Below are 21,464 nucleotides of genomic sequence, written 5' to 3'. Positions count from 1 at the left end.
GTGGATTTTAGAATTATAAAATCACCTTCCCCAAGCACTAAAGATATTCTTAGAAGAAGAATGGGTGGAAATTGTAAAACGGACTTAGACAGCAGTGATGCAATAGGACTTGTACAAGGCAAACTTATTGATATGATTTATGCTGCAGATATTGCTGAGAAAGCTGTTGGAGTTACCGTTGAAGATATTAGAGGATTATGCCCTCAGCATATGGTTCTAATTGGGATTTTTGGTGACACAGCATCCGTTGAAGCTGCATTAAATGAAATTAAATTAAAAATGAAAGAGGTAAAAGCAATATGATAGCAGCAAGACTTATTGATACTGTATGGGCAACTAGAAAAGCAGAATCACTTAATGGACTTAAATTTATGCTTGCAGAGGAAATTGGTGGAACTGATTCAGGAAGAAGATTTATTGTAGTGGATAACATTAGTGCAGGTATCGGTGATAGAGTTATAGTTACTACTGGATCTTCTGCTAGAAGAATGTTAGGAAATGATGATATTCCTGTAGATGCAGTTGTTGTTGGAATAATTGATGCAGATTGTAATTTTGGATAAGTTCAGGATCCATAAGAATTAATAATTCCTATGAATCATAGAGAACTGCAAAGGAGGTAAAAATGAATCTTCTTGAAATGGTTAGAGAAGCCGGTGTTATTGGTGCAGGTGGTGCAGGGTTTCCTACACATGCAAAGCTAACATCAAAATCGGAATATATACTCCTTAATGGAGCTGAGTGTGAACCTTTGCTGAGGGTGGATCAGCAGTTGATGGAGTTATTTCCAGATGAAATAATTAAAGGGTTTGAAGCAGCAGGAAAATTAGTTGGAGCTAGGAAAGCTCTTATAGGTATTAAAGGAAAGCACAAAAAAGTGATTTCAATTCTGAAAGAAAGGATTGAGGCACTGCAGGTAGGCGATTTTGTTGAAGTGAAAGAGCTTCCAGATATTTATCCGGCAGGTGATGAACAGGTTCTAGTTTATGAACTTACAGGTAGAGTTGTTCCTGAAGCAGGTATTCCAATCCAGGTTGGATGTGTAGTAGTGAATTCAGAAACGGCATTAAATATTTACCATGCTTCCAAGGGAGAGCCGGTTACAGAAAAATATATCACAATTGCAGGAGATATTCCTAAACGATTGACCGTAAAGGTACCGATAGGAACACCTATTATAGATGTATTAAAGCTTAGCGGAATAGAAAATTTTGATAACTATGCAGTTATTGATGGCGGACCTATGATGGGATCTGTGATGAGTAGTATAGATGGGTATATTACAAAGAAAAACAAGGGATTTGTAATTTTGAAAAAACAGCATTTTCTTATTCGTAAGAAATCTATGAATATAGAACAGACAAGAAGAGTAAATAGAGCTTCCTGTGAACAGTGCCGTATGTGTACAGATATGTGTCCTCGTTATCTTATTGGACATAATGTGCAGCCTCACAAGATGATGAGAGCTTTAAATTATGCATTAACAGATGTTGAAGGGCAGAAGAGTGCACAGCTATGCTGTCAATGTAATTTATGTGAATTGTTCTCCTGTCCAGCAGGGCTTTATCCCAAATCTGCAAATCTCTATTTTAAAGGGAAATTGGCAGAACAGAATATAAGGTATAAACCGATGAAGTCAGAGTTCACTGCCAGCAAAAATCGTGAATATCGATTGGTTCCAAGTAAGCGCCTTATAGCTAGGCTAGGTTTGCATGATTTTGATGAGCCAGCTCCTATGATAGAAGTTGAAATAAAGCCTGAATTGGTGCACATTGCAAGAAGACAGCATGTAGGGGCACCTGCAGTGACCATTGTTAATGCTGGCGATCATGTGAAGTTGGGACAGATAATAGGGAAAATTCCTGAAGAAAGTTTGGGTGCTGCAATTCACGCAAGCATTTCAGGAACTGTTGTGGAAAGTGGAAATGATTTTATTACTATAAGGAGGGACTGATATGGCGAAAGCAATAGGAATGGTTGAATTTACAAGTATTGCACGTGGTATATATGCAGCAGATCAGATGGTAAAAACCGCTGATGTGGAAATAGTAACAGCTAGCTCTGTTTGTCCAGGTAAATATATTGCTATTATTCAAGGTGATGTTGCAGCGGTTCAGGATTCAGTCAGTGTTGGTGAAAGGTTGGCAGAAGAATTCTTGATTGATTCTATTATTATACCAAATGTCAGCCCTGAAGTATTCCCAGCAATAACAGGTGCAACAATGCCAGATAGAATTCAGGCTTTAGGAATTATAGAGTTTTTCTCCTTAGCAACTATGGTTATTGCTGCTGACGCAATTATGAAAGCTGCTGAATTACATCCTTTAGAACTTCGATTGGGAACAGGACTGGGCGGTAAGTCATTTTTCACTTTTACTGGAGACGTGGCTGCAGTTCAAACCGGTGTTGAAGCAGGAAAGGCTATTGCAGAACAAAAAGGTCTGCTGGTAAATGCTGAAGTTATACCTTCGGTGTCCGACAGACTGATAGAATCGCTGTTCTAATAAGCAGACATCCAAAATCTTAAGTAGATATCCCAATATGAATGAAAGGAAGTGATAAATTGAAAAAATTAATATGTGCAAAAGATATTGAAGCATTAATATTAAAGGGAGAAAAAGTATTTTGTGTAGATGGCAGTGAAATAATTACACCATCAGCTCAAGACCTTGCAAAAAACAATGGAATAGTATTTACTACAAAAGCTTTAGAACCTAAAGTACAGCAGATTGATGCTAAAAAACCTCTAAGCATAGAGGGAATGGACAGCGAAATGATGCTTAACATCTTTAAAGCAATGATGGACAAAGGTCTTTTAGAGCAAATGATTGAATGCTTAAAAGGAAAAAATCTTCCATATGAAGCTGATAAGGATTCTAGTGGACTTAAAGTTGTTAGAGGAAGCTCAGTAAAAATGGATGTATTTGATACTGGTAATCCAGATAACAAAGTTTATTTTCAAGAACTAGTAAGTAAAGAAGAATCAAAAATGAGTGCTGGATTTTTAATTATTGAAAATTCAAAGTTTGATTGGGAATTAACTTATGAAGAACTTGACTATGTTATTGAGGGAACTTTAACAGTAGAAATCAATGGAAAGACATATACAGCTCATGCTGGAGATGTGTTATTTGTACCATCTGGTTCTAAAGTAGTTTGGGGTTCACCAGATAAAGCTAGGGTATTCTATGCAACCTATCCAGCAAACTGGGCGGATCTTTTATAGAAGACTAGGAGGATAAACCTATGCAAGCGCTTGGTTTAATAGAAACAAAAGGATTGCTTGCAGCTATTGAGGCAGCCGATACGATGGTGAAATCAGCAGATGTAAGTATTATTGAAAAAACCTATGTAGGTGGCGGTCTTGTTACAATTTCAATTACAGGTGATGTAGGTGCAGTACAAGCATCTATAGAAGCTGGAGTAGCAGCTGTTAAAAAGCTCCATGAAGAACTTTTAGTTTCACAGCATGTAATTCCACGTCCTCATCAGGAATTGGAAAGTATAATTGGACCTAAAAATCCAGAAGACTCAGTATCAAGTGAAGATATAGATAATAAAGATGTAGAAAATGAAGACAGCCTAGATGATGTAGAAGAAACAAAAGATGCAGAAGTAGAAGATGTAGAAAAAGCTGAAGATAATATTGAAAAAGATCAAGATACTTTAGAGTCAGATAAAATTCATAGGGTAAATTTAGATAATCTACATAAAGATGATGTAGATGAGTTAGTAAGTAAAAATGGTATAGAGAAAGCCCTTTTCATCTTATCTAAGTTAAAGGTTGTTAAACTTAGAAATCTAGCTCGTGAATACAAAGATTTTGTAATTACAGGCAGAGCAATTTCAAAGGCAGATAAAAATTTATTAATTGCTAAATTTAAACTATATTATGAGAAAAAATAGCTATTTTTAAGGCTATGAAAGGAAGTATGAAACAATGGAAAACTTTGATAAGGATTTACGCTCAATACAGGAAGCTAGAAATCTTGCTAGGCTTGGAAAAGTAGCAGCTAATAAAATTGCTGATTATACTGAAGAGCAAATTGATAAAATTTTACGTAATATGGTTAGAGTTGCAGAAGAAAACGCTGTTTGTTTAGCTCAAATGGCAGTTGAAGAAACAGGTTTTGGTAAAGTTGAAGATAAGACTTTCAAAAACCAGTTAGCATCTACAATACTATATGATTCAATTAAAGATATGAAAACTATCGATGTAATTAGAGAAGACGAAGTAAATAAGCTTATAGAGATTGCTGAACCAGTTGGTTTAGTTATGGGTATAGTACCTTCAACAAACCCAACATCTACAGCTATTTTCAAAGCTATGATCTCAATTAAATCCCGTAATGCTATAGTGTTCTCACCACACCCATCTGCTGCAAAATGTACAACTAAAGCAGTTCAATTAATGCATGATGCTGCTGTTGCTGCTGGTGCACCAGAGAATGTTATAACTGCAGTAAGTATTCCAACAATTGGAGCTACAAATGAACTAATGAAAAGCAATGAAGTTGCTATAATAATAGCTACAGGTGGTCCAGGAATGGTTAAAGCTGCTTACAGCTCAGGAAAGCCAGCTCTTGGTGTTGGTGCAGGAAACTCTCCAGCATACATAGAAAGAACTGCTGATGTAGAGAAAGCTGTTAGAAACATCATGGCAAGTAAGACTTTCGATAATGGTACAATCTGTGCTTCAGAGCAATCAATAATCTGTGAAGAATGCAACGAAGCTAGAGTTATTGAAGAGTTCAAAAAGCAGGGTGGATACTTCATGACAAAAGAAGAAACTGATAAAGTTTGTAGATTATTATTCAAAAATGGACATGCTATGAACGCTAAGTTTGTTGGAAGAAGCCCACAAGTTATTGCAAGTGCTGCAGGAATTAGCATTCCAGAAGGAACAAGAGTACTTATAGGAAGACAAAATGGAGTAGGAGAAGGTAATCCATTATCCTTCGAAAAACTTACAACAGTTCTTGGTTTCTATACAGTAAAAGATTGGCACGAAGCATGTGAATTAAGTATCGCATTACTTCAAAATGGAATTGGTCACACAATGAGTCTTCATACTGAAGATAGAGATATAGTTATGAAGTTTGCTAAAAAGCCAGCTTCACGTATTCTTGTTAATACTGGTGGTACTCAAGGTGGAACAGGTGCAAGCACAGGACTTAATCCTTCCTTCACTTTAGGCTGCGGTACATGGGGAGGAAGCTCAGTATCTGAGAACGTTACTCCTGAACACCTTGTAAACATTAAGAGAGTTGCTTATGGTATAAAAGATTGTGCAGCATTAGCAGCGAATACTCCAGCTACAAACTGTGCAAAAACTACTGAAGGTTATCATGGAGCTCAAAACTCATTTATGAACATGAGCCCAGCTCAAATTGCAGCGGCTGCAGCAGCTTTAACTAAGGCTAATGACTGTGCTAAAAATACTAATACTTGCGCTAGCAATGAAGGTTTAAAAAATGATGAAATTGCAGACTTAGTTAACCAAATAGTTGCCGCTATTAAGGAGGCAAACTAATGGAAAATTATGAAGCAGTATTAAAGCTTTTGTTAGAAGCAGTTAAAAATAAAGAAGTAAATACTGCAGCTTCTGGGAATCCATATGAGATTCCAGTAGGGATTTCTAATAGACATATACATCTTTCAGAAAAGGATTTAGAAGCTCTATTTGGTAAGGGTTATAAGCTTGAGAAACTTAAAGATCTATCTCAACCTGGACAATATGCTTGCAAGGAAGTTGTAACAATCTGCGGACCAAAGGGTGCAATTGAAAAAGTTAGAATACTTGGACCTGTAAGAAGTAAAACTCAAGTTGAAGTATTAACTGGAGACTGCATTAAACTTGGAGCAGCAACACATGTAAGACTATCAGGCGACTTAAGTGGAACACCTTCCATAACTTTAGTTGGACCAAAAGGTTCTGTTCAAATTGAAGAAGGATTACTAGTTGCACAAAGACATATTCACATGACACCTGAAGATGCTAAAAATTTAGGAGTACATGATGGAGAGGTAGTATCAATAAAATTTGATAATTTAAGAGGTGGAATATACAGCAATGTAGCTGTTAGAGCTAACGATGCTTCAAAGCTTGAATGCCATCTTGATATTGAAGAAGCTAATGCTATGGGCATTACGTCAAAATCAAAAATAACAATAGTAAAATAAAAAACTAATAAAAAATAAAGTTTATAATAAAAAATTTAAATATAAAAATAAAAGATATTTAGGAGGATTTTAAAATGAAATATGATGCATTAGGAATGATAGAAACTAAAGGATTGGTAGGAGCTGTAGAGGCAGCAGATGCTATGGTTAAGGCAGCAAACGTATATTTAATAGGTAAAGAATATGTTGGAGGCGGACTTGTAACTGTTATGGTTAGAGGAGATGTTGGAGCTGTTAAAGCTGCTACAGATGCTGGTGCTGCTGCAGCACAACGTGTTGGAGAATTAATATCAGTACACGTAATACCAAGACCACATTCAGAGGTTGAAGTAATTCTTCCATCAAATAAAGAAGCTGCAAAATAAGATACTTTAGATAAACTAATGTTTTTCTAGAAATTAGTATAGGAATTTATTTCCTATACTAATTTTTATATTTTTGATAGGAAATTAAAAAAATTTATCCCATAAAAATGCTTTAGAAGTTTAAGTAATAGCAAAGGAGATGTGTGTATATATGATAGAGGAATTTGAAAAGTATTTGCTATACAAGGAGCATAAAAGTTTAAGTACAGTTAAGACATATTCAAGATGTGTTGAACAATTTATAAATTGGTACTATAGCTGCAAAAATGAAGAAATTTCGAAATTGGATAGGGAAACGAGTAAAGAGTACAAAGACTATTTAGTGCTCGTAGAGAAGGAAACAGCGCAAACTATAAATGTTAAACTCTGTGCATTAGCTATGCTTAGTAGGTTTTTCTATCATAAAAATCCGCCTAGGAATTATATTGTAAGAAAAAAATATAATAAACGTATTATTAATTGTTCAAACTAATTTAGGGGTTTAAGAGAAAAGAGAGGTATTAACAATGAACACATCATCAAAAATAACAGAATTTGTGGGAACAGCAATTGGAGATACCATTGGCTTAGTTATAGCTAATGTTGATTATTTTCTTCATGAAAAAATGGGATTAGATAAAAAATATCGTTCTATAGGAATAATTAGTTCAAGAATAGGGGCAGGCCCTCATATTATGGCAGCAGACGAGGCTGTAAAAGCTACTAATACAGAAGTAATAACTATTGAAATGCCAAGAGATACAAAGGGTGGAGCAGGGCATGGCTCTTTGATAATTCTAGCAGCAGAAGACGTATCAGATGCAAGAAGAGCTGTAGAAGTTGCTCTTAAAGAATTAGATAGAACTTTTGGAGATGTTTATGTATGTGATTCAGGGCACTTAGAACTTTCCTATACTGCAAGAGCAAGCTTGGCATCAGAAAAAGCATTTGGTGCCCCACTTGGAAAGGCCTTTGGAATAATTGCCAGTGCTCCAGCTGGTATCGGTTTAGTAATGGCAGATACAGCAATGAAAACTGCAAATGTTGAGCTGGTAACATATGCAAGTCCAGGTGCAGGAACAGCACACACAAATGAAGTAATTATAACAATTACTGGAGATTCAGATGCTGTTAGGCAATCAGTAATAGCTGCAAGAGAAGTTGGCTTATCTTTATTGAAAATAATGGGACAAGAGCCTCAATCTGTTACTAAACCATATATTTAACAGAGGGTGTTATTACTGTAGAAAAGAAGTAGCTGGATTCTGTGAAGAACCGTTGCGAGGTGCAAAAGTATGATGCTCAAATTATTAGAATTATTTATTGTTAGAATGTCCATTCAAATAAAGAAAAGCATGTAGTTTTTGCTTTAAACTACATGCTTTTACCTTCAATTACATCTCTATCTTAACATTTTACTCCTTAAGCGAGGGGTTAAACTGAATCAAATAAGCTAACAACTGAAAATCTCTCATAAGCTGGCCAAACCAAGGAGATTTATATATTTTTTATGATGGAGGATGGTTCGGGATGTATGAGAATATAACTGTTTGGGAAAATATGCTTTATATCTCTTTCTATATGACTGCATATGTTATGGGCTTGGGTCAATGAATAATTTTCACTAAGCTTTAAATGAATGTCAATTTCTTTTTTCTGGCCACTTTTTCTTGTCCTTAGTCTATGATAACCTTTAATTTCATCATGTGAAGTAATGATTTCTAATATTTTATTAATATCTTCATCTGGAAGTCTGCTATCCACTAAATCTTTTATGGATCTTTTGGTTAAATCAATAGAAGTTTTTATAATCAAGAATGCTACAAATATTGCAGTCAAGGAGTCGATGATTTTTAATCCCGTTAACTTAACTACAAGAAGCCCTAAAAATACTCCTGCAGTTGTTATTACATCCGTTAAAAGATGTAATGCATCAGCTTCTAGTGCAATAGAATCGGTTTTTCTTGCCACACTAAATAACTTAGTTGATATTAAAAAGTTAACTACAGATGAAATAAACATCACCGCTAAGCCTAATCCAACACTATCTATTGATGATCCATGAATAATTTTCTTGATCGCTTCTATAATAATAAAGGCAGCAGCGAAAAATATCAGAATAGCTTCCGCAAATCCAGATATATTTTCATATTTACCATATCCAAAAGGATGATCATCATCCTCTGTTTTTGATGCTTTTCTTATGGAAAAAAACGCTATAAAGCTAGCTAATAAGTCAATTGAAGAGTGAATAGCTTCTGATATAACACTTATAGAACCTATAAGTATACCGGCAGTAAGCTTGAATATAATAAGTAAAGAATTTGATACAATAGATAAATAAGCAGCTTTTTCTTTGTCCATTTGATTGTTGCCTCCTAAAGTTCAGTATTCCTAGTTATATTTAATAATATCTAATTATTCATAATCTCTGATAACGGTTTAGTTTTATAAAAATACATCTATTATAATAATATAATATGTTCAATTGATAAATATGTGATAAATTCTAAGCTTATGTAGGCAATAAATTAGCCTATTTATATAAGAAATTACTGAGAATTTAATTATCAAATGATAATTAAGAATAATTAATTTTGTATATCAATAGCATATAATATTAATTATCATCTAATATTAATTATATGGTTTTTTTTATAAATTGGTTCTTGTTATTATATGACAAATGTCAGCATCAGTACTTAATTAAAAACACTAATATAGTTTATTTAACTTAACTAAAATCATTCATAATTATTATATTGTTAAGTTAGCATAAATGTCTTAGAAAAATTTTTAAAACAACATATTGAACTTTGGCATAATATGTTGTATATTAAGTATGTAAGCGCTAACATATTTAAATGTGAAATAATACTGATAATTTTAGCAAATTAGATAAATTGTTAGTTTACATCGATACAATTTATTAATCAAAATAAAAAAGTCAATATGTAAAGATATAAAGCCAAATGTGAATTTATTTAAATTCACATTTTATAATAAGTCATGTGGAAGCGCTTTCACATATTACGTATGAACAACATACATGATTTAAAACTATAACAGTAGAATTAATATAAAATTTTGAAAAATAAGGAGGTGAAATACTGATTTTTAAAATAATATTATTAATTTAAAAATCAGTAGGAGATATGGTAGATAGAGTTATCTGGATAGTGTTAGATAGTGTTGGAATGGGTGAAATGTATGATGCTGACAAATATGGCGATGTTGGCTGTAATACTATTGGAAACGTATCAAAGGTACTAGGAGGATTAAAACTTCCTAACTTAGAAAGACTAGGGATTGGAAATATTAATCATATAAAAGGAGTTAATAGAGCAGAGAACCCAATAGGATGTTATGCTCGTTTAGCTGAAGCATCAAATGGAAAGGATACAACAACAGGACATTGGGAGATGGCTGGAGTAGTATCAAAGCAACCTTTCCCAACATATCCTAACGGATTCCCAAGAGAAATTGTTGAAGCCTTTGAAAGCGCTACTGGAAGAAAAATGATAGGTAATAAGCCTGCTTCAGGTACTGCAATATTAGATGAACTTGGTGAAGAACATATGAAGACTGGCAGCCCTATTGTTTATACTTCAGCAGATAGTGTATTCCAAATTGCTGCACATGAAGAAATTATACCTCTTGAGGAACTATATAAAATGTGCGAAACTGCAAGAAAAATACTAAAAGATGAGCATGCAGTAGCTAGAGTAATTGCTAGACCATTTATCGGACAACCAGGTAGTTTTTCAAGAACTGCAAATAGAAGGGATTTTTCATTAACACCGCCACATGATACTCTACTTGATGTTTTAAAAAATAATGATTTACATGTAATGGCTGTGGGAAAAATAGAAGATATATTCTGTGGTAAAGGTATTACAGAAGCAATTCATACAAAAGATAATATGGATGGAGTAGATCAAACCTTAAATTATATGAAGCAAAATAAAAAAGGATTGATATTTACAAATCTAGTTGATTTTGATATGAAGTGGGGACATCGTAATGATCCAGAAGCTTATGGAAAAGGCTTAGAGGCTTTTGACTCAAGACTTCCAGAAATACTTGAAGAAATGAGAGATTCAGATGTTTTAATGATTACTGCTGATCACGGTTGTGACCCTACTACACCAGGAACAGATCATACAAGAGAGTATGTACCTTTTATAGCTTATGGTAAAACTTTAAAATCCAATATTAACCTTGGAACAAGAAATAGCTTTGCTGATATTGGGCAGACTATTGCTGAAATCTTTTCTTTAGAGAAAATTAAAAATGGAGAAAGTTTTTTAAAAGAAATTTTGAAATAAGATTTAATATTAAGGAGTAGATGACATGAATTATGAATTAAAAATTAAGGAAGCATCAAATTTTATTTTAGAAAAAACAAAATATAAGCCTCAAATAGGTCTTATTTTAGGATCTGGTCTTGGAGCAATTGCAGATCAAATAGAAAATCCAGAGTTTTACTCTTATAATGAATTACCTCATTTTCCAGTATCGACTGTTCAAGGACACGCTGGTCGTTTAGTTGTTGGAACTTTAGAAGGAAAAACAGTTATAGCTATGCAGGGAAGATTCCATTATTATGAAGGCTATGATGTACAAGAAGTTGTATTCCCAGTTCGTGTTATGAAGGCACTAGGTATTGAAACCTTGGTTGTTACAAATGCTGCTGGTGCTGCAAATACAGATTATAAACCTGGGGATTTAATGATTATAAAAGATCACCTTAACCTATCAGGAACTAATCCATTAATAGGCAAAAACTTAGATGAATTTGGTCCTCGTTTCCCTGATATGTCAAATGCATATGATAAAGACTTAAGAAGCAAGGTTAAGAGTATAGCTGAAAAATTAAATATACCAGTTCAAGAGGGAGTATATGCTTGGTTTAGTGGCCCTACTTATGAAACACCTGCTGAAGTAAGAATGGCACGTATTTTAGGTGCAGATGCAGTTGGTATGTCAACTGTTCCAGAAGTAATTATAGCAAATCACAGCGGAATAAAGGTTATAGGTGTTTCATGTATGACAAATATGGCAGCAGGAATACTTGAGCAACCTTTGAGTCACGCTGAAGTAATGGAAACTTCAGAGATAGCAAGAGAAAAATTCATCAACCTTATGAAAAATATAGTAAAAGAAGTATAATCACTATTTAAAATGGTCACTATAATTAATAATGTAAAGTGGCCATTTTAAAAGTTATATATAGTAATTAGTAATCACATTGAATATATTTATGTACAGTTATAAATGAGGATGAAAAATGAATTTAAGAGAGAAAAATAGCATTTTCATAGCAAATTTCATTGTACCATTTTTATCAATATTTGGTGTAGTTATGTTTTTTCCAATATTACCTACTCTTCAGAAGATATTTAGCGTTACAATAAGTCAGGTTTCATGGCTTCCCAATATAGGCTATTTAGTAATGATTTTGTTTTCTCCAGTAGTAGGCTCTCTTATAAAGAAAACTGGAACAAAACCACTGCTTTTAACATTTGTATTCTTATGGATATTTGGAATTTCTATAGAAATACTTTCAATAACTATAGTAAAATATCCTTTATTTGTATTTGGAAGATTTATTGAAGCTTTAGGTGAGGCAGCATTTTTCCCATTGGTGCTATCAATGAGTAAGGTTGCTTTAAGCAGCGAGGATCAAAAGAAGAGTTCAACCATTTTAGAAATTGGAGCTGCAGCTGGTGGACTTGTTGCTGCAATGATAACAGGAAGCTTTATTAATGAACCAATAAAACTATTCTTAATACCAATAACTATAGGTATTATAGTATGGTTTTTCATCTTAATAAGTATTAAAAATGCTCACGAAAAAGTTGAAGAAAATTTTATTAGTAAAGATGTACCACAGGATAATAAAAAGATATATATTAGCTTAGTATTGATGATATTTTCAGCACAAGCTATTTTTGGATCTATTCAGGTTTATTTAGCTTACTATATGGAAAGCTTTAAAGCTATCGGAAGCACTGGAAGAGTGCTATCCTTGGAGCAAATATTAGGTGTAGTTGGAACTATACTACCAGTAATTTTACTTAGAAAACTTTCATTTAAAACAATAAGAAATTACCTGTATATCGTATTTATAGTATCCGCTGTTGGAATTGGAATGCATTTATCATTGGAAATATCCATATTATTCTTAGCTCTTACAGCCCTATTTGTAGGAATAGCTTTCTCAACTTTAAACATTTTTCTTGCAAAATCAATTCATACAAATGTTTCAAGAAAAATGTCGCTATATACGGCAATAAGATTTTTAGGAGGATTCCTAATATCTCTTTTATGGGGAAGACTTATTGAATTTTATGTGGTTAGAGGGTTTGATTATTCTGAAACCTTTAAAATTTTATATTTTGGTATAGCTGTTTTCGCACTTATTATTGTTGTAGTATCTATGACTTTACAAAAGGATGAAAAAATACTAGAAGAAACACTAAAAGAGTAGGAGTAAGGTGATAAATTCACTTTACTCCTATTAGGCATCTTCAAAAAAATAACTAGTCAGTATGTTAGTCTATTTTGTGTCATACTGCAACCGCAGAACCCTTAGATAGTGATGACTATCTGCGGAACCTGCCTCCTTGTCTGACACAAAATATCCGTCGCATCTTTGACTTGTTATTTTCTTTCAGATGCCTTATTTAAAACAATAATCCAAGTTTAAACCCTATTTTATATCCAATAACACCTAAAAGAACTGACATTAGTATATAAATACATGCATTAAGCTTTTTATTACTTTCAAATAGACTAAAGCCTTCATACATAAATGTAGAAAATGTAGTGTAAGCTCCGAGAAAACCATCTCCTAAAAATATATACATGTCTTTACTTGCGCCAGCACTACTTAATATTCCAAGTAGTAATGCTCCACTTATATTTATAAAAGCAGTTCCCAGCGGAAATTGCCTTTTACAGTGAGCAGCTACAAATTTACCTAGTGAATATCTTGTTATACTTCCCAATATTCCTCCAGTTCCTACTAATAAAAATTCCATAATTAGCACCTCTTAATACTATCTATTTTACTCATACTTATAAGCTTTTTTATTTATTAATTTATATATAAACTCCCTTGCAACTACTACACCTAGATAAGCTGCAGCTATGCCAAGAAACACTGAATTTGTAAGATAGGTTACAGCGGAAAAATAGTAGCCTTTATCTAAAAGTGTTACAGCTTCTCTGCACATAGTTGAAAAAGTAGTGTATGCACCCAAAAAGCCAGTACAAATTCCAAGCCTTATGTCTGAATTTATTTTCCAAACTTCTAATGCCGTTGTAGTTATTAATGCAAGAAGAAAACTTCCCATCACATTAATAAAAAGTATATTAAGGGGAACTAGTTCTTTATAATTCTGTATGGGAACAGTTTTTATATAAAGTCTTAAAATAGCCCCAAAAAAACCTCCTATTCCTATAAAAATATATTTTCTCATTTTATACATCTCCTCTTCATGCTTAGTATAACAAAAAAACTCCTACTTTAATTTTAAATTAAAGTAGGAGCCATTAGCTTACGCGATTAAAGGTGAGCTCCATCACCAAAAGTATTATACTATATTTTATATTATAAATACAAGCTTTATGAGTTTTATTTTAAAGATTCTAATGCCAAATCTAAATCTTGATTTGCTTCTTTCAGAAAATTATATTTAGCGCTTTGTAAGTCAATTACGCTGTCCATATGACTTATAAGTGATGCGTAGTCATGTTTGTTTCCATCTATTTTTATAATTTCTTTCATGCTATTTATATTTTGATCTAAAATTTGTCCTTTGCTAACATACTGCTTAATTTCTTCGCTTAACTTCAAGGCTACATTATAATCTTTAACCCTCAAGGATTTTATAGCCATATCTAAATCATTCTTTTTACTTTTGATTTCATATATTAATTCTTCATTATTGTTTGTATTTTTTACAATTAAATTTTCTTTAGTTGTTATTTGTGGCATGTACTGTTGTATTTTAGAGTTATCATTTTTTAATAATTTAGAATTAAATAAAAAAAACCCTACAGATTTTGAATAAGCTGAGAATATGGGGATTAAAGAAACTAAGATAATGATTGCTATAGATTTTTTAATGCTTAAATTCATATTGAGTGTCTCCTTTATTACAGTATTTAATATAAAGCATATGTTTTAACTAAAAAAATATGTTGCTTTAAATATAAGTATAATCATTATTAATATATTTTAACATAAATTACGAAGTATAAAAATGAAATATATATTAAAATTAAAAATTATTGTTTATTTATAATATCATTTAAATGTTATAATATAGGTTGATTAAATTCAGGAGGTCTTAACTTAATGCTAGATGAAGCTAGAAAATTACTTAAGAAATATTACGGATATAGTAGTTTTAGAAAAGGTCAGGAAGAGGTTATAGAAAGTATATTAAAGGGTGAAGATACTTTTGCCATAATGCCTACAGGAGCAGGCAAATCCATATGCTATCAAATACCTGCACTTCTTCTCCCAGGTATAACTATTGTAATATCACCTTTAATATCCCTTATGAAGGATCAGGTAGATTCTTTAAATAGTGCTGGTGTTAAGGCAACTTACATAAATAGTACATTAGATAATAACGAGGTAGAGCAGAGAATTTTGCTGGCTCTAAGTGGCTATGCAAAGTTATTATATATATCGCCGGAAAGGTTGGAATCAGAGAACTTTTGTCAATTGCTGCGAACAATAAATGTATCAATGATAGCAATAGATGAAGCTCACTGTGTATCACAGTGGGGACACGATTTCAGACCAAGCTATAGAACTATACAACCTTTAATTAAAAGCTTAATTGATAAACCTGTTATTTCAGCTTTTACGGCTACAGCAACTAAAGAGGTAAAAGATGATATTGTAAAACTTCTAGGGCTTAAAAGTCCAAAGATTTATACTACAGGTTTTGATCGTAAAAATCTATTCTTTTCTGTAGTCAGAGGAGAAAATAAAAAAGATTATTTGTTAAAATACGTAGAAGATAATAAAGACCAAGTAGGTATAATATATGCTGCTACACGAAAAGAAGTGGACAATATATACGAGTTATTAAGAGGCAAAGGTTACTCTATAAGTAAATATCATGCAGGACTAATTGACTCTGAGAGAAACAAGGCTCAAGAAGATTTTATATATGATAATGTGAATATTATAGTTGCAACTAATGCTTTTGGTATGGGTATTGATAAATCAAATGTTAGGTATGTAATACACTATAGCATACCTAAAAATATGGAAGCATATTATCAAGAGGCAGGACGTGCTGGAAGAGATGGAGAAGCAAGTCAATGCGTTTTATTATTTGCAGCTCAAGATATAATGCTTCAGAAATTTTTAATCGAACAAAGTACCTCTTTAGAAGAAAGAAGATTAATAGAATACAGAAGACTTCAGCATATGGTTGACTATTGCCATACTACAAAATGTTTAAGAAAATATATTCTTGAATATTTTGAAGAAGAAAATGTTCAAGATTGCTGCGATAACTGCAGCAACTGTAAAGATGAAACGGAACTTTCAGATATAACTATTGATGCTCAAAAGATCTTTTCCTGTGTAGCTAGAATGAAGCAGAGGTTTGGAACTGTACTTGTATCTCAAGTACTTAAAGGTTCAAAAGATCAGAAAGTTTCTGAGTTTGGATTTAACAAGCTATCTACTTTTGGAATAATGAAAGGATACACTTTAAAGGAAATAAAGGACCTCATAAATGTACTAATTGCGGACGACTACTTAGGTCTTACAGAAGGTCAGTTCCCTGTAGTTAGATTAAAAGAAAAAGCTATAGGTGTGCTTAAGGGTGAACAAAAGGTATATCATAAGACACAAAAACGAAAGAAAATAGCAGTAGAAGACAACTCATTATTTGTATTGCTGAAATCATTAAGAAAAAGTATTTCTGAGAGAGAGAATGTTCCGCCTTATATTGTATTTTCAGATAGTACCTTAAGAGAAATGAGTGAATATTGTCCTTTAGATGAAGAAGATATGCTTAACATAAAAGGAGTAGGTGAAACTAAACTCAAAAAATATGGAGAGGAATTTTTACAGTCAATTAAAAGTTATGTAGATAATAAACAGTAATATCGTTTTGTGGTAATTGTAGAGTAAAAAAGATTGGCAAAAAGTCCTCTGCTAAAAAATTTATATATTAAAAACGCCACTTAATTAATATATTTAAGAATATAAGGCTCAAAATTTTAAATGTATTAAAAGGCGGAAATAATATGTTAAGTAAAAATGTTGTAAAAGAGGTATTAAATATATCAATCCCAGCTATTGCTGAAGCGGCAGTTTACACATTAATGTCCATGTTTGATACGATGATTATCGGCAATTACGGTGGAAACAAAGCAGTAAGTGCCGTTGGAATAAGTAATGAAATTCTAAATAGCTGTGTTATAATATTTATCACTATAGGTCTTTGCATCGGAATAACTTCATTCGTTTCTAGAAGCATTGGTGCGCGGGATAAAAAAGAAGCAGAAGAATATGCATCTATAGGATTTGTAATAGGGATTTTTCTTTCCTTTATACTATGTTATGGACTATTTATCTTCAGCAGAACAATATTACAAATAGCTGGAGCAAGAGGAGGAGTATTAGACTTAAGCAATACTTATACTAGGATCACTATAGTTTCAATATTTTTCAATATGTTAATAAATATTATAAGTTCAATATTAAGAGGATATGGTAATACATATACGCCATTTGTAGCTTCCCTTATTGTTGCTTCTTTAAAGATTGTCTTTGATTTGGCATTAATATTTGGAATTGCAGCACCTAAAATGGGCGTGATAGGAGCTGCAGTTGCTTCAGTTATTTCTCAATGTATTGGTTTTATATTTTTACTATTATATTTACTTATCAAATCTGAAGTTAAAATAAGACCAAGATATATGATAAAACTACATACAGGTAAAGTTAAGAATTTATTATTTTTAGCTATACCTTCCTCTATGGAAGAAGCAGCATTTAGTACAAGCAGGTTGTTAGGTACCTTTATTATAATGCGTGCTGGAACTATTCCTTTTGCTGCAAATCAAATAGCAAATATAGTTGAATCTATGTCCTTTATGCCAGGCATGGGCTTTGGTACTGCTGCAACAACTTTAGTCGGAATGAAAATTGGAGAAAGAAATTACAAAAAAGCAAAGGAATACGGCTACGCCTGTGCCTTTGGTGCTGTGATAATGATGGGTGTGTTTGGAATAGTTTTTCTATTAATGCCTGGTTTCTTAGTAGATTTATTTGTAAATGAAGATGAACGGAAAGTTGTATATTTAGCATCATTGTGCTTATTTATAGGTGCTTTTGAACAGCCATCAATAGCTTTATCATTAGTATTTTCTGGAGCGTTAAAAGGTGCTGGTGATGCCAAAAGTCCTTTTATTGTGTCCCTTCTTACAAGTTGGTTAATAAGAGTACCCTTAATCTTCTATTTTATACGAATATTAAAGTTATCTATTATTTATGTTTGGTGGATTACAGTTATCCAGTGGACAGTAGATGCAATCTTAATGTTCATATACTTTGAAAAAAAGTTAAATAAGTTGAGATAGATAAATATTTAACAAAACAGTAACCTGTGTTACTGACTTTTTGGTTAACTTTTACTATAATTTAGTTAAAAGCCAATCGAGGAGGGGGAACATGAAATTATTAGTGATTTGTTCCGAGAAGAGTGATAAAAAGGTTGAAAATGATTTTTACGTTAAGATTGACACAAGATTTGCTAATACAAAATTTATACCTCACTTAAGAGATGAAAGAGACGTATGTACTGTATGTGGCAAATCTTGTGTTTGGTGCAGAACTAAGTACAACTTAAATTTTGAAAATAGTATTTCGCAAATAGTTAAAGTACCAGATTTTTATAAATTATTTGAAGATGAGCCACTTAAATATCTTCCAGATAAATTTCAAGAGCATGATATAGCTGTAATCATTGGAGTTCATCAAGATATACTTCCAGAGCTTCCTAAAATTATAAAGGAAAGTGGAGGAAAAGCTATTATTGTACCTTGTGAAGATAAGGATTGGGTGTCGAAGTGGACAAGGGAGCTGGTAATAGATGAGTGTAAAAAGTATGGGCTTGAATATGCCTTCCCTAAACCATTCTGCACTTTAACTTATGGTAAATTCCAATTAGTTAATGATTTTATTGATGAGTTTAAACTTGGAAAACCTAAATTTAAACTCTTTGTAAATAATGATGATGTGATAGTTAGAGCGGATGTAGTAATTTCAGCACCCTGCGGTAATGGATATAATATAGCAAAACATCTTGTAGGTACAAAATTAGGAGAAGAAGCTAAGAAATCTGTAGCAAAATATTGGCATAGCTATCCTTGCTTAGGTGGAATGCATATAGACCCTGAGTTAGGTGATACAATACTTCATATTGGGGGTTATACTCACTATAGCTCCCTAGAAAATGCAGAAATAATTAGAGTTGAATAGTAGACTAAAAACCCCAATAGTAATGGGGTTTTTTATTTTAGGCATCTTCAAAAAAATAACTAGTCAGTATGCTAGTCTATTTTGCATCATACGACCTTGGCAGATACAAAATATCCATCGCATCTTTGACTTGTTATTTTCTTTCAGATGCCTTACTTTTTAAAATTACGCTTTTTATATTTAACTTTTTAGTAATCAGTGTAAAAAACACAGCTTACACTTCTACTATAATTCTGGTGGTTGTTTTTGTATGTTTTCCATAGCACTAGCTTGTTGATCCACTTGGTTCTGTTGATTTTGAGTCTGATATTGTGGCTCTTGATCCATTACATAGCTTATTCTGCTTTGCAGCATATCTGTACATTGTTTAAGCTGCTCTCCTAGTTTAGTATAAAGTTGTTTTGCATTTAAATCATCTGTATCCATTGAAAAAGTATTACAATTTGATTCGCAGGATTTTAACATTTCTAGAGTTTGATTTAATTTATTTACTACTGTCATTTTTTATACCTCCTACTATAGTATAGCTAATATTAAACTAACATTTAATATTATTAGTATTTTATTTGAAATGTATACAAAAACTAATAGGAAAGATGTTCAAGTCTTTTGCATAACTAAGTTTACTTTAAAATAAAAATATAAGTTATTATAATGAATGAAATAAAAAATAATTGAAACAATAAGGATTGTGAAGAAAAAAAGTAAAAATTAAATAATTATTTGGAGAGGAGGTTCATAGCAATGACCATTGGCTCTAAGGTAAAACAAACTTTAGCTAATTTAAAAGGGATACAGGGGACGCTAAGAATTTACTCCGTTCAATCTCAAAAGGAAGAAGCTAAAGCTGCATATAAAGAGGCGCTTACAACAACAGGATCAGTTATTAAAGATTTAGAGAATAGGTTAAAAACTTTAGAATTTGAAGAACCTCAATATAAAGGCAAGTAAGGGGCGATATGGCATGGTAGAATGGTTAGTAATTTTAATAAGATCTGTGGTTTTATTTTTTCTTACTTTAATTTTAGTGAGATTGATAGGTAAAAAAAATCTTTCTAATATAACAGCTTTTCAATTTGTTAACTATACAGTGGTTTCAATTTTAGCAGCCTTACTTTCAGTAAACATTATTAAAAATTTTATTTTCGGTATTATTGCTATATTAGTATGGGCATTATTAACTATAGCTTTAGATTTTGCATCAATGAAAAGCAGGCAGCTGCATAACTTAATTTATGGTGTAGAAACTCTGCTAATAAAAGATGGAAAAGTAATGGAAGAAAATTTAGGGAAAGAAAGAATGACAGGGGAAGAGCTCTTAAGAGAATTACGTTCTAAAAACGTATTCAATCTAGCAGACGTGGAATTTGCAGTTATGGAGCCTACTGGAGATATTAATGTTATTTTAAAATCAGATAAAAAGCCAATTACTCCACATGATATGGGAAAAAAAGTAGCCCCACAAGCAGCCCCACAGACAGTAATTTTAGATGGCAACATTCTCAATGAGCCTTTAAGCAATATGGGATTAAATCATAGATGGCTTGAAAGTCAACTACAAAATGCGGGAGTATCTTTAGATAATGTTTTTATTGGTCAGGTAGATGCATCAGGAGATTTGTACTTGGATCTCTTTGATGACGCACTGCAACTGCCGCAGCCTCAAGTAAAAGAACTGCTTTATGCTAATATAGAGAAATGTCAGGCAGATTTAATGTCTTTTGCGCTTGAGACAGAAGATCAAGCAGCTAAACAGATGTACCAGCAGGATGCAGAGAAGTTAAAAGCTGTGATGGAAAAATTAGAATCTTTTTTATTACGTTAGAAGGTGATAAGAATGTCCAATAAGAAAAAGAAGAAATTAACTCCTATGCAGCAAGAATACCAAGATTTTGCTAAAGTAATGGAACCAAAGCGTCCAGTATTTAAAAATTGCGTCAAAGCTTTTTTTGTAGGAGGACTCATATGCACCTTTGGGCAGTTACTACAGTGGTTATTTATTACATACTTTGGATTTACGGAAAAGACAGCAGGAGATCCGACTTCAGCAACATTAATTATTATTTCAGTATTACTCACTGGTCTAGGTATATATGACCACATTGGGCAATGGGCTGGAGCAGGCACTGCTATACCCGTTACTGGATTTGCCAACTCGATGGCTTCCGCTGCCATAGAACATAAAACTGAAGGATATGTCCTTGGCGTAGGAGGCAATATGTTTAAAATAGCTGGCTCAGTAATTGTGTATGGTGTTTTTTCTGCTTTTGTAGTTGCAATTATAAAAATTACACTTCAGTGGTTAGGAGGTTAAAGTCCTAAATGGACTTTAACGGGTAATTTTGCTAGGTAAAAGTTCTAAATGAACTTTTACGGGTAACTTGTGAGCGGAAGCGAAAATCTTAAGT

Annotated in this window: 25 protein-coding genes, 1 pseudogene and 1 riboswitch; of the genes and pseudogenes, 20 read left to right on the top strand and 6 right to left on the bottom strand. The window is 32.6% G+C overall.

The window, feature by feature from the left end; translation table 11 throughout:
* The 11 genes from ACZ5N4_RS14000 to pduB all read left to right on the top strand — a co-directional run bounded on the left by ACZ5N4_RS14000 (window position 1) and on the right by pduB (window position 7,753).
* The gene (locus ACZ5N4_RS14000) at window positions 1-303 is read left to right on the top strand and encodes a BMC domain-containing protein (RefSeq protein ID WP_211140968.1); all 303 of its coding nucleotides are present in this window, start codon (window positions 1-3) and stop codon (window positions 301-303) included.
* Window positions 300-563: a EutN/CcmL family microcompartment protein gene (locus ACZ5N4_RS13995; protein WP_211140967.1), complete on the top strand. Its 264-nt coding sequence runs from the start codon at window positions 300-302 to the stop codon at window positions 561-563. Before ACZ5N4_RS14000 ends, ACZ5N4_RS13995 begins: the two co-directional genes overlap by 4 nt.
* Before the next feature lie 62 nt (window positions 564-625).
* Complete coding sequence (locus ACZ5N4_RS13990; RefSeq protein ID WP_464203130.1) at window positions 626-1,954, top strand: 4Fe-4S dicluster domain-containing protein; 1,329 nt, start codon at window positions 626-628, stop codon at window positions 1,952-1,954.
* A gap of 1 nt (window position 1,955) precedes the next feature.
* Window positions 1,956-2,504, top strand: coding sequence for a BMC domain-containing protein (locus tag ACZ5N4_RS13985; protein ID WP_211140965.1), 549 nt, complete (start codon window positions 1,956-1,958; stop codon window positions 2,502-2,504).
* 59 nt (window positions 2,505-2,563) lie between these two features.
* Complete coding sequence (locus ACZ5N4_RS13980) at window positions 2,564-3,226, top strand: cupin domain-containing protein (RefSeq protein ID WP_464203128.1); 663 nt, start codon at window positions 2,564-2,566, stop codon at window positions 3,224-3,226.
* A gap of 20 nt (window positions 3,227-3,246) precedes the next feature.
* Complete coding sequence (locus ACZ5N4_RS13975; RefSeq protein WP_464203127.1) at window positions 3,247-3,906, top strand: BMC domain-containing protein; 660 nt, start codon at window positions 3,247-3,249, stop codon at window positions 3,904-3,906.
* Window positions 3,907-3,940: 34 nt separating this feature from the next.
* Window positions 3,941-5,533: an acetaldehyde dehydrogenase (acetylating) gene (locus ACZ5N4_RS13970; protein WP_464203126.1), complete on the top strand. Its 1,593-nt coding sequence runs from the start codon at window positions 3,941-3,943 to the stop codon at window positions 5,531-5,533.
* Window positions 5,533-6,183: a phosphate propanoyltransferase gene (locus ACZ5N4_RS13965; RefSeq protein WP_464203125.1), complete on the top strand. Its 651-nt coding sequence runs from the start codon at window positions 5,533-5,535 to the stop codon at window positions 6,181-6,183. Before ACZ5N4_RS13970 ends, ACZ5N4_RS13965 begins: the two co-directional genes overlap by 1 nt.
* A gap of 74 nt (window positions 6,184-6,257) precedes the next feature.
* A complete protein-coding gene (gene eutM, locus ACZ5N4_RS13960; protein ID WP_464203124.1) occupies window positions 6,258-6,548 on the top strand; it encodes an ethanolamine utilization microcompartment protein EutM in 291 nt (96 codons plus the stop codon).
* A gap of 151 nt (window positions 6,549-6,699) precedes the next feature.
* Window positions 6,700-7,020 carry a phage integrase N-terminal SAM-like domain-containing protein gene (locus tag ACZ5N4_RS13955; RefSeq protein WP_464203123.1) on the top strand — a complete coding sequence of 107 codons (321 nt, stop codon included), beginning with the start codon at window positions 6,700-6,702 and terminating at the stop codon, window positions 7,018-7,020.
* A 34-nt stretch (window positions 7,021-7,054) separates the two neighbouring features.
* Complete coding sequence (gene pduB / locus ACZ5N4_RS13950) at window positions 7,055-7,753, top strand: propanediol utilization microcompartment protein PduB (protein ID WP_464203122.1); 699 nt, start codon at window positions 7,055-7,057, stop codon at window positions 7,751-7,753.
* Between the two features lie 189 nt (window positions 7,754-7,942).
* On the opposite strand, the pseudogene ACZ5N4_RS13945 reads toward pduB, so the two are convergent.
* Together ACZ5N4_RS13945 and ACZ5N4_RS13940 are read right to left on the bottom strand one after the other, a co-directional pair.
* Window positions 7,943-8,029, bottom strand: a pseudogene (locus tag ACZ5N4_RS13945) (asparagine synthase C-terminal domain-containing protein); the annotation flags it as partial.
* Window positions 8,025-8,891: a cation diffusion facilitator family transporter gene (locus ACZ5N4_RS13940; protein WP_464203121.1), complete on the bottom strand. Its 867-nt coding sequence runs from the start codon at window positions 8,889-8,891 to the stop codon at window positions 8,025-8,027. The gene ACZ5N4_RS13940 and the pseudogene ACZ5N4_RS13945, both read right to left, overlap by 5 nt.
* Before the next feature lie 791 nt (window positions 8,892-9,682).
* Between ACZ5N4_RS13940 and ACZ5N4_RS13935 the strand changes: the two genes are divergently transcribed.
* The 3 genes from ACZ5N4_RS13935 to ACZ5N4_RS13925 all read left to right on the top strand — a co-directional run bounded on the left by ACZ5N4_RS13935 (window position 9,683) and on the right by ACZ5N4_RS13925 (window position 13,020).
* Window positions 9,683-10,855, top strand: coding sequence for a phosphopentomutase (locus ACZ5N4_RS13935; RefSeq protein ID WP_464203120.1), 1,173 nt, complete (start codon window positions 9,683-9,685; stop codon window positions 10,853-10,855).
* A gap of 25 nt (window positions 10,856-10,880) precedes the next feature.
* Window positions 10,881-11,699 carry a purine-nucleoside phosphorylase gene (locus tag ACZ5N4_RS13930; RefSeq protein WP_464203119.1) on the top strand — a complete coding sequence of 273 codons (819 nt, stop codon included), beginning with the start codon at window positions 10,881-10,883 and terminating at the stop codon, window positions 11,697-11,699.
* A gap of 118 nt (window positions 11,700-11,817) precedes the next feature.
* Window positions 11,818-13,020, top strand: a complete 1,203-nt coding sequence (locus tag ACZ5N4_RS13925; protein ID WP_464203118.1) for an MFS transporter — start codon at window positions 11,818-11,820, stop codon at window positions 13,018-13,020.
* A 196-nt stretch (window positions 13,021-13,216) separates the two neighbouring features.
* Here the strand turns inward: ACZ5N4_RS13925 and crcB are convergent, their stop codons facing one another.
* From crcB to ACZ5N4_RS13910, 3 genes are all read right to left on the bottom strand, one after another.
* On the bottom strand, window positions 13,217-13,573 hold the full coding sequence (gene crcB, locus ACZ5N4_RS13920) for a fluoride efflux transporter CrcB (protein ID WP_464203117.1): 357 nt from the start codon (window positions 13,571-13,573) through the stop codon (window positions 13,217-13,219).
* Window positions 13,574-13,600: 27 nt separating this feature from the next.
* Window positions 13,601-14,014: a fluoride efflux transporter FluC gene (locus tag ACZ5N4_RS13915; RefSeq protein ID WP_464203116.1), complete on the bottom strand. Its 414-nt coding sequence runs from the start codon at window positions 14,012-14,014 to the stop codon at window positions 13,601-13,603.
* Window positions 14,015-14,071: 57 nt separating this feature from the next.
* A riboswitch (Fluoride riboswitch) is annotated at window positions 14,072-14,130 on the bottom strand.
* Between the two features lie 39 nt (window positions 14,131-14,169).
* Complete coding sequence (locus tag ACZ5N4_RS13910) at window positions 14,170-14,676, bottom strand: hypothetical protein (RefSeq protein WP_464203115.1); 507 nt, start codon at window positions 14,674-14,676, stop codon at window positions 14,170-14,172.
* A 219-nt stretch (window positions 14,677-14,895) separates the two neighbouring features.
* Here ACZ5N4_RS13910 and recQ point away from each other — a divergent pair, with 219 nt between their 5' ends.
* The 3 genes from recQ to ACZ5N4_RS13895 all read left to right on the top strand — a co-directional run bounded on the left by recQ (window position 14,896) and on the right by ACZ5N4_RS13895 (window position 19,056).
* Window positions 14,896-16,674 (top strand): DNA helicase RecQ, encoded by a 1,779-nt coding sequence (gene recQ / locus ACZ5N4_RS13905; RefSeq protein WP_464203114.1) that lies wholly within the window; start codon window positions 14,896-14,898, stop codon window positions 16,672-16,674.
* A gap of 143 nt (window positions 16,675-16,817) precedes the next feature.
* The gene (locus ACZ5N4_RS13900; RefSeq protein ID WP_464203113.1) at window positions 16,818-18,155 is read left to right on the top strand and encodes an MATE family efflux transporter; all 1,338 of its coding nucleotides are present in this window, start codon (window positions 16,818-16,820) and stop codon (window positions 18,153-18,155) included.
* A 91-nt stretch (window positions 18,156-18,246) separates the two neighbouring features.
* Window positions 18,247-19,056, top strand: coding sequence for a DUF166 domain-containing protein (locus ACZ5N4_RS13895; protein WP_464203112.1), 810 nt, complete (start codon window positions 18,247-18,249; stop codon window positions 19,054-19,056).
* Between the two features lie 225 nt (window positions 19,057-19,281).
* Here the strand turns inward: ACZ5N4_RS13895 and ACZ5N4_RS13890 are convergent, their stop codons facing one another.
* Window positions 19,282-19,557 carry a DUF1657 domain-containing protein gene (locus ACZ5N4_RS13890; protein ID WP_464203111.1) on the bottom strand — a complete coding sequence of 92 codons (276 nt, stop codon included), beginning with the start codon at window positions 19,555-19,557 and terminating at the stop codon, window positions 19,282-19,284.
* 243 nt (window positions 19,558-19,800) lie between these two features.
* Between ACZ5N4_RS13890 and ACZ5N4_RS13885 the strand changes: the two genes are divergently transcribed.
* From ACZ5N4_RS13885 to spoVAC, 3 genes are read left to right on the top strand one after another with little or no spacing between them, the layout of a single operon-like run.
* Window positions 19,801-20,007, top strand: coding sequence for a DUF1657 domain-containing protein (locus ACZ5N4_RS13885; RefSeq protein ID WP_464203110.1), 207 nt, complete (start codon window positions 19,801-19,803; stop codon window positions 20,005-20,007).
* A gap of 13 nt (window positions 20,008-20,020) precedes the next feature.
* Window positions 20,021-20,881: a DUF421 domain-containing protein gene (locus ACZ5N4_RS13880; RefSeq protein WP_464203109.1), complete on the top strand. Its 861-nt coding sequence runs from the start codon at window positions 20,021-20,023 to the stop codon at window positions 20,879-20,881.
* Between the two features lie 12 nt (window positions 20,882-20,893).
* A complete protein-coding gene (gene spoVAC, locus ACZ5N4_RS13875) occupies window positions 20,894-21,370 on the top strand; it encodes a stage V sporulation protein AC (RefSeq protein WP_464203108.1) in 477 nt (158 codons plus the stop codon).
* Window positions 21,371-21,464: the final 94 nt, after the last annotated feature.

This window comes from Clostridium nitrophenolicum, from assembly GCF_055391695.1.
This window is presented reverse-complemented; position numbering and strand designations above follow the sequence as displayed.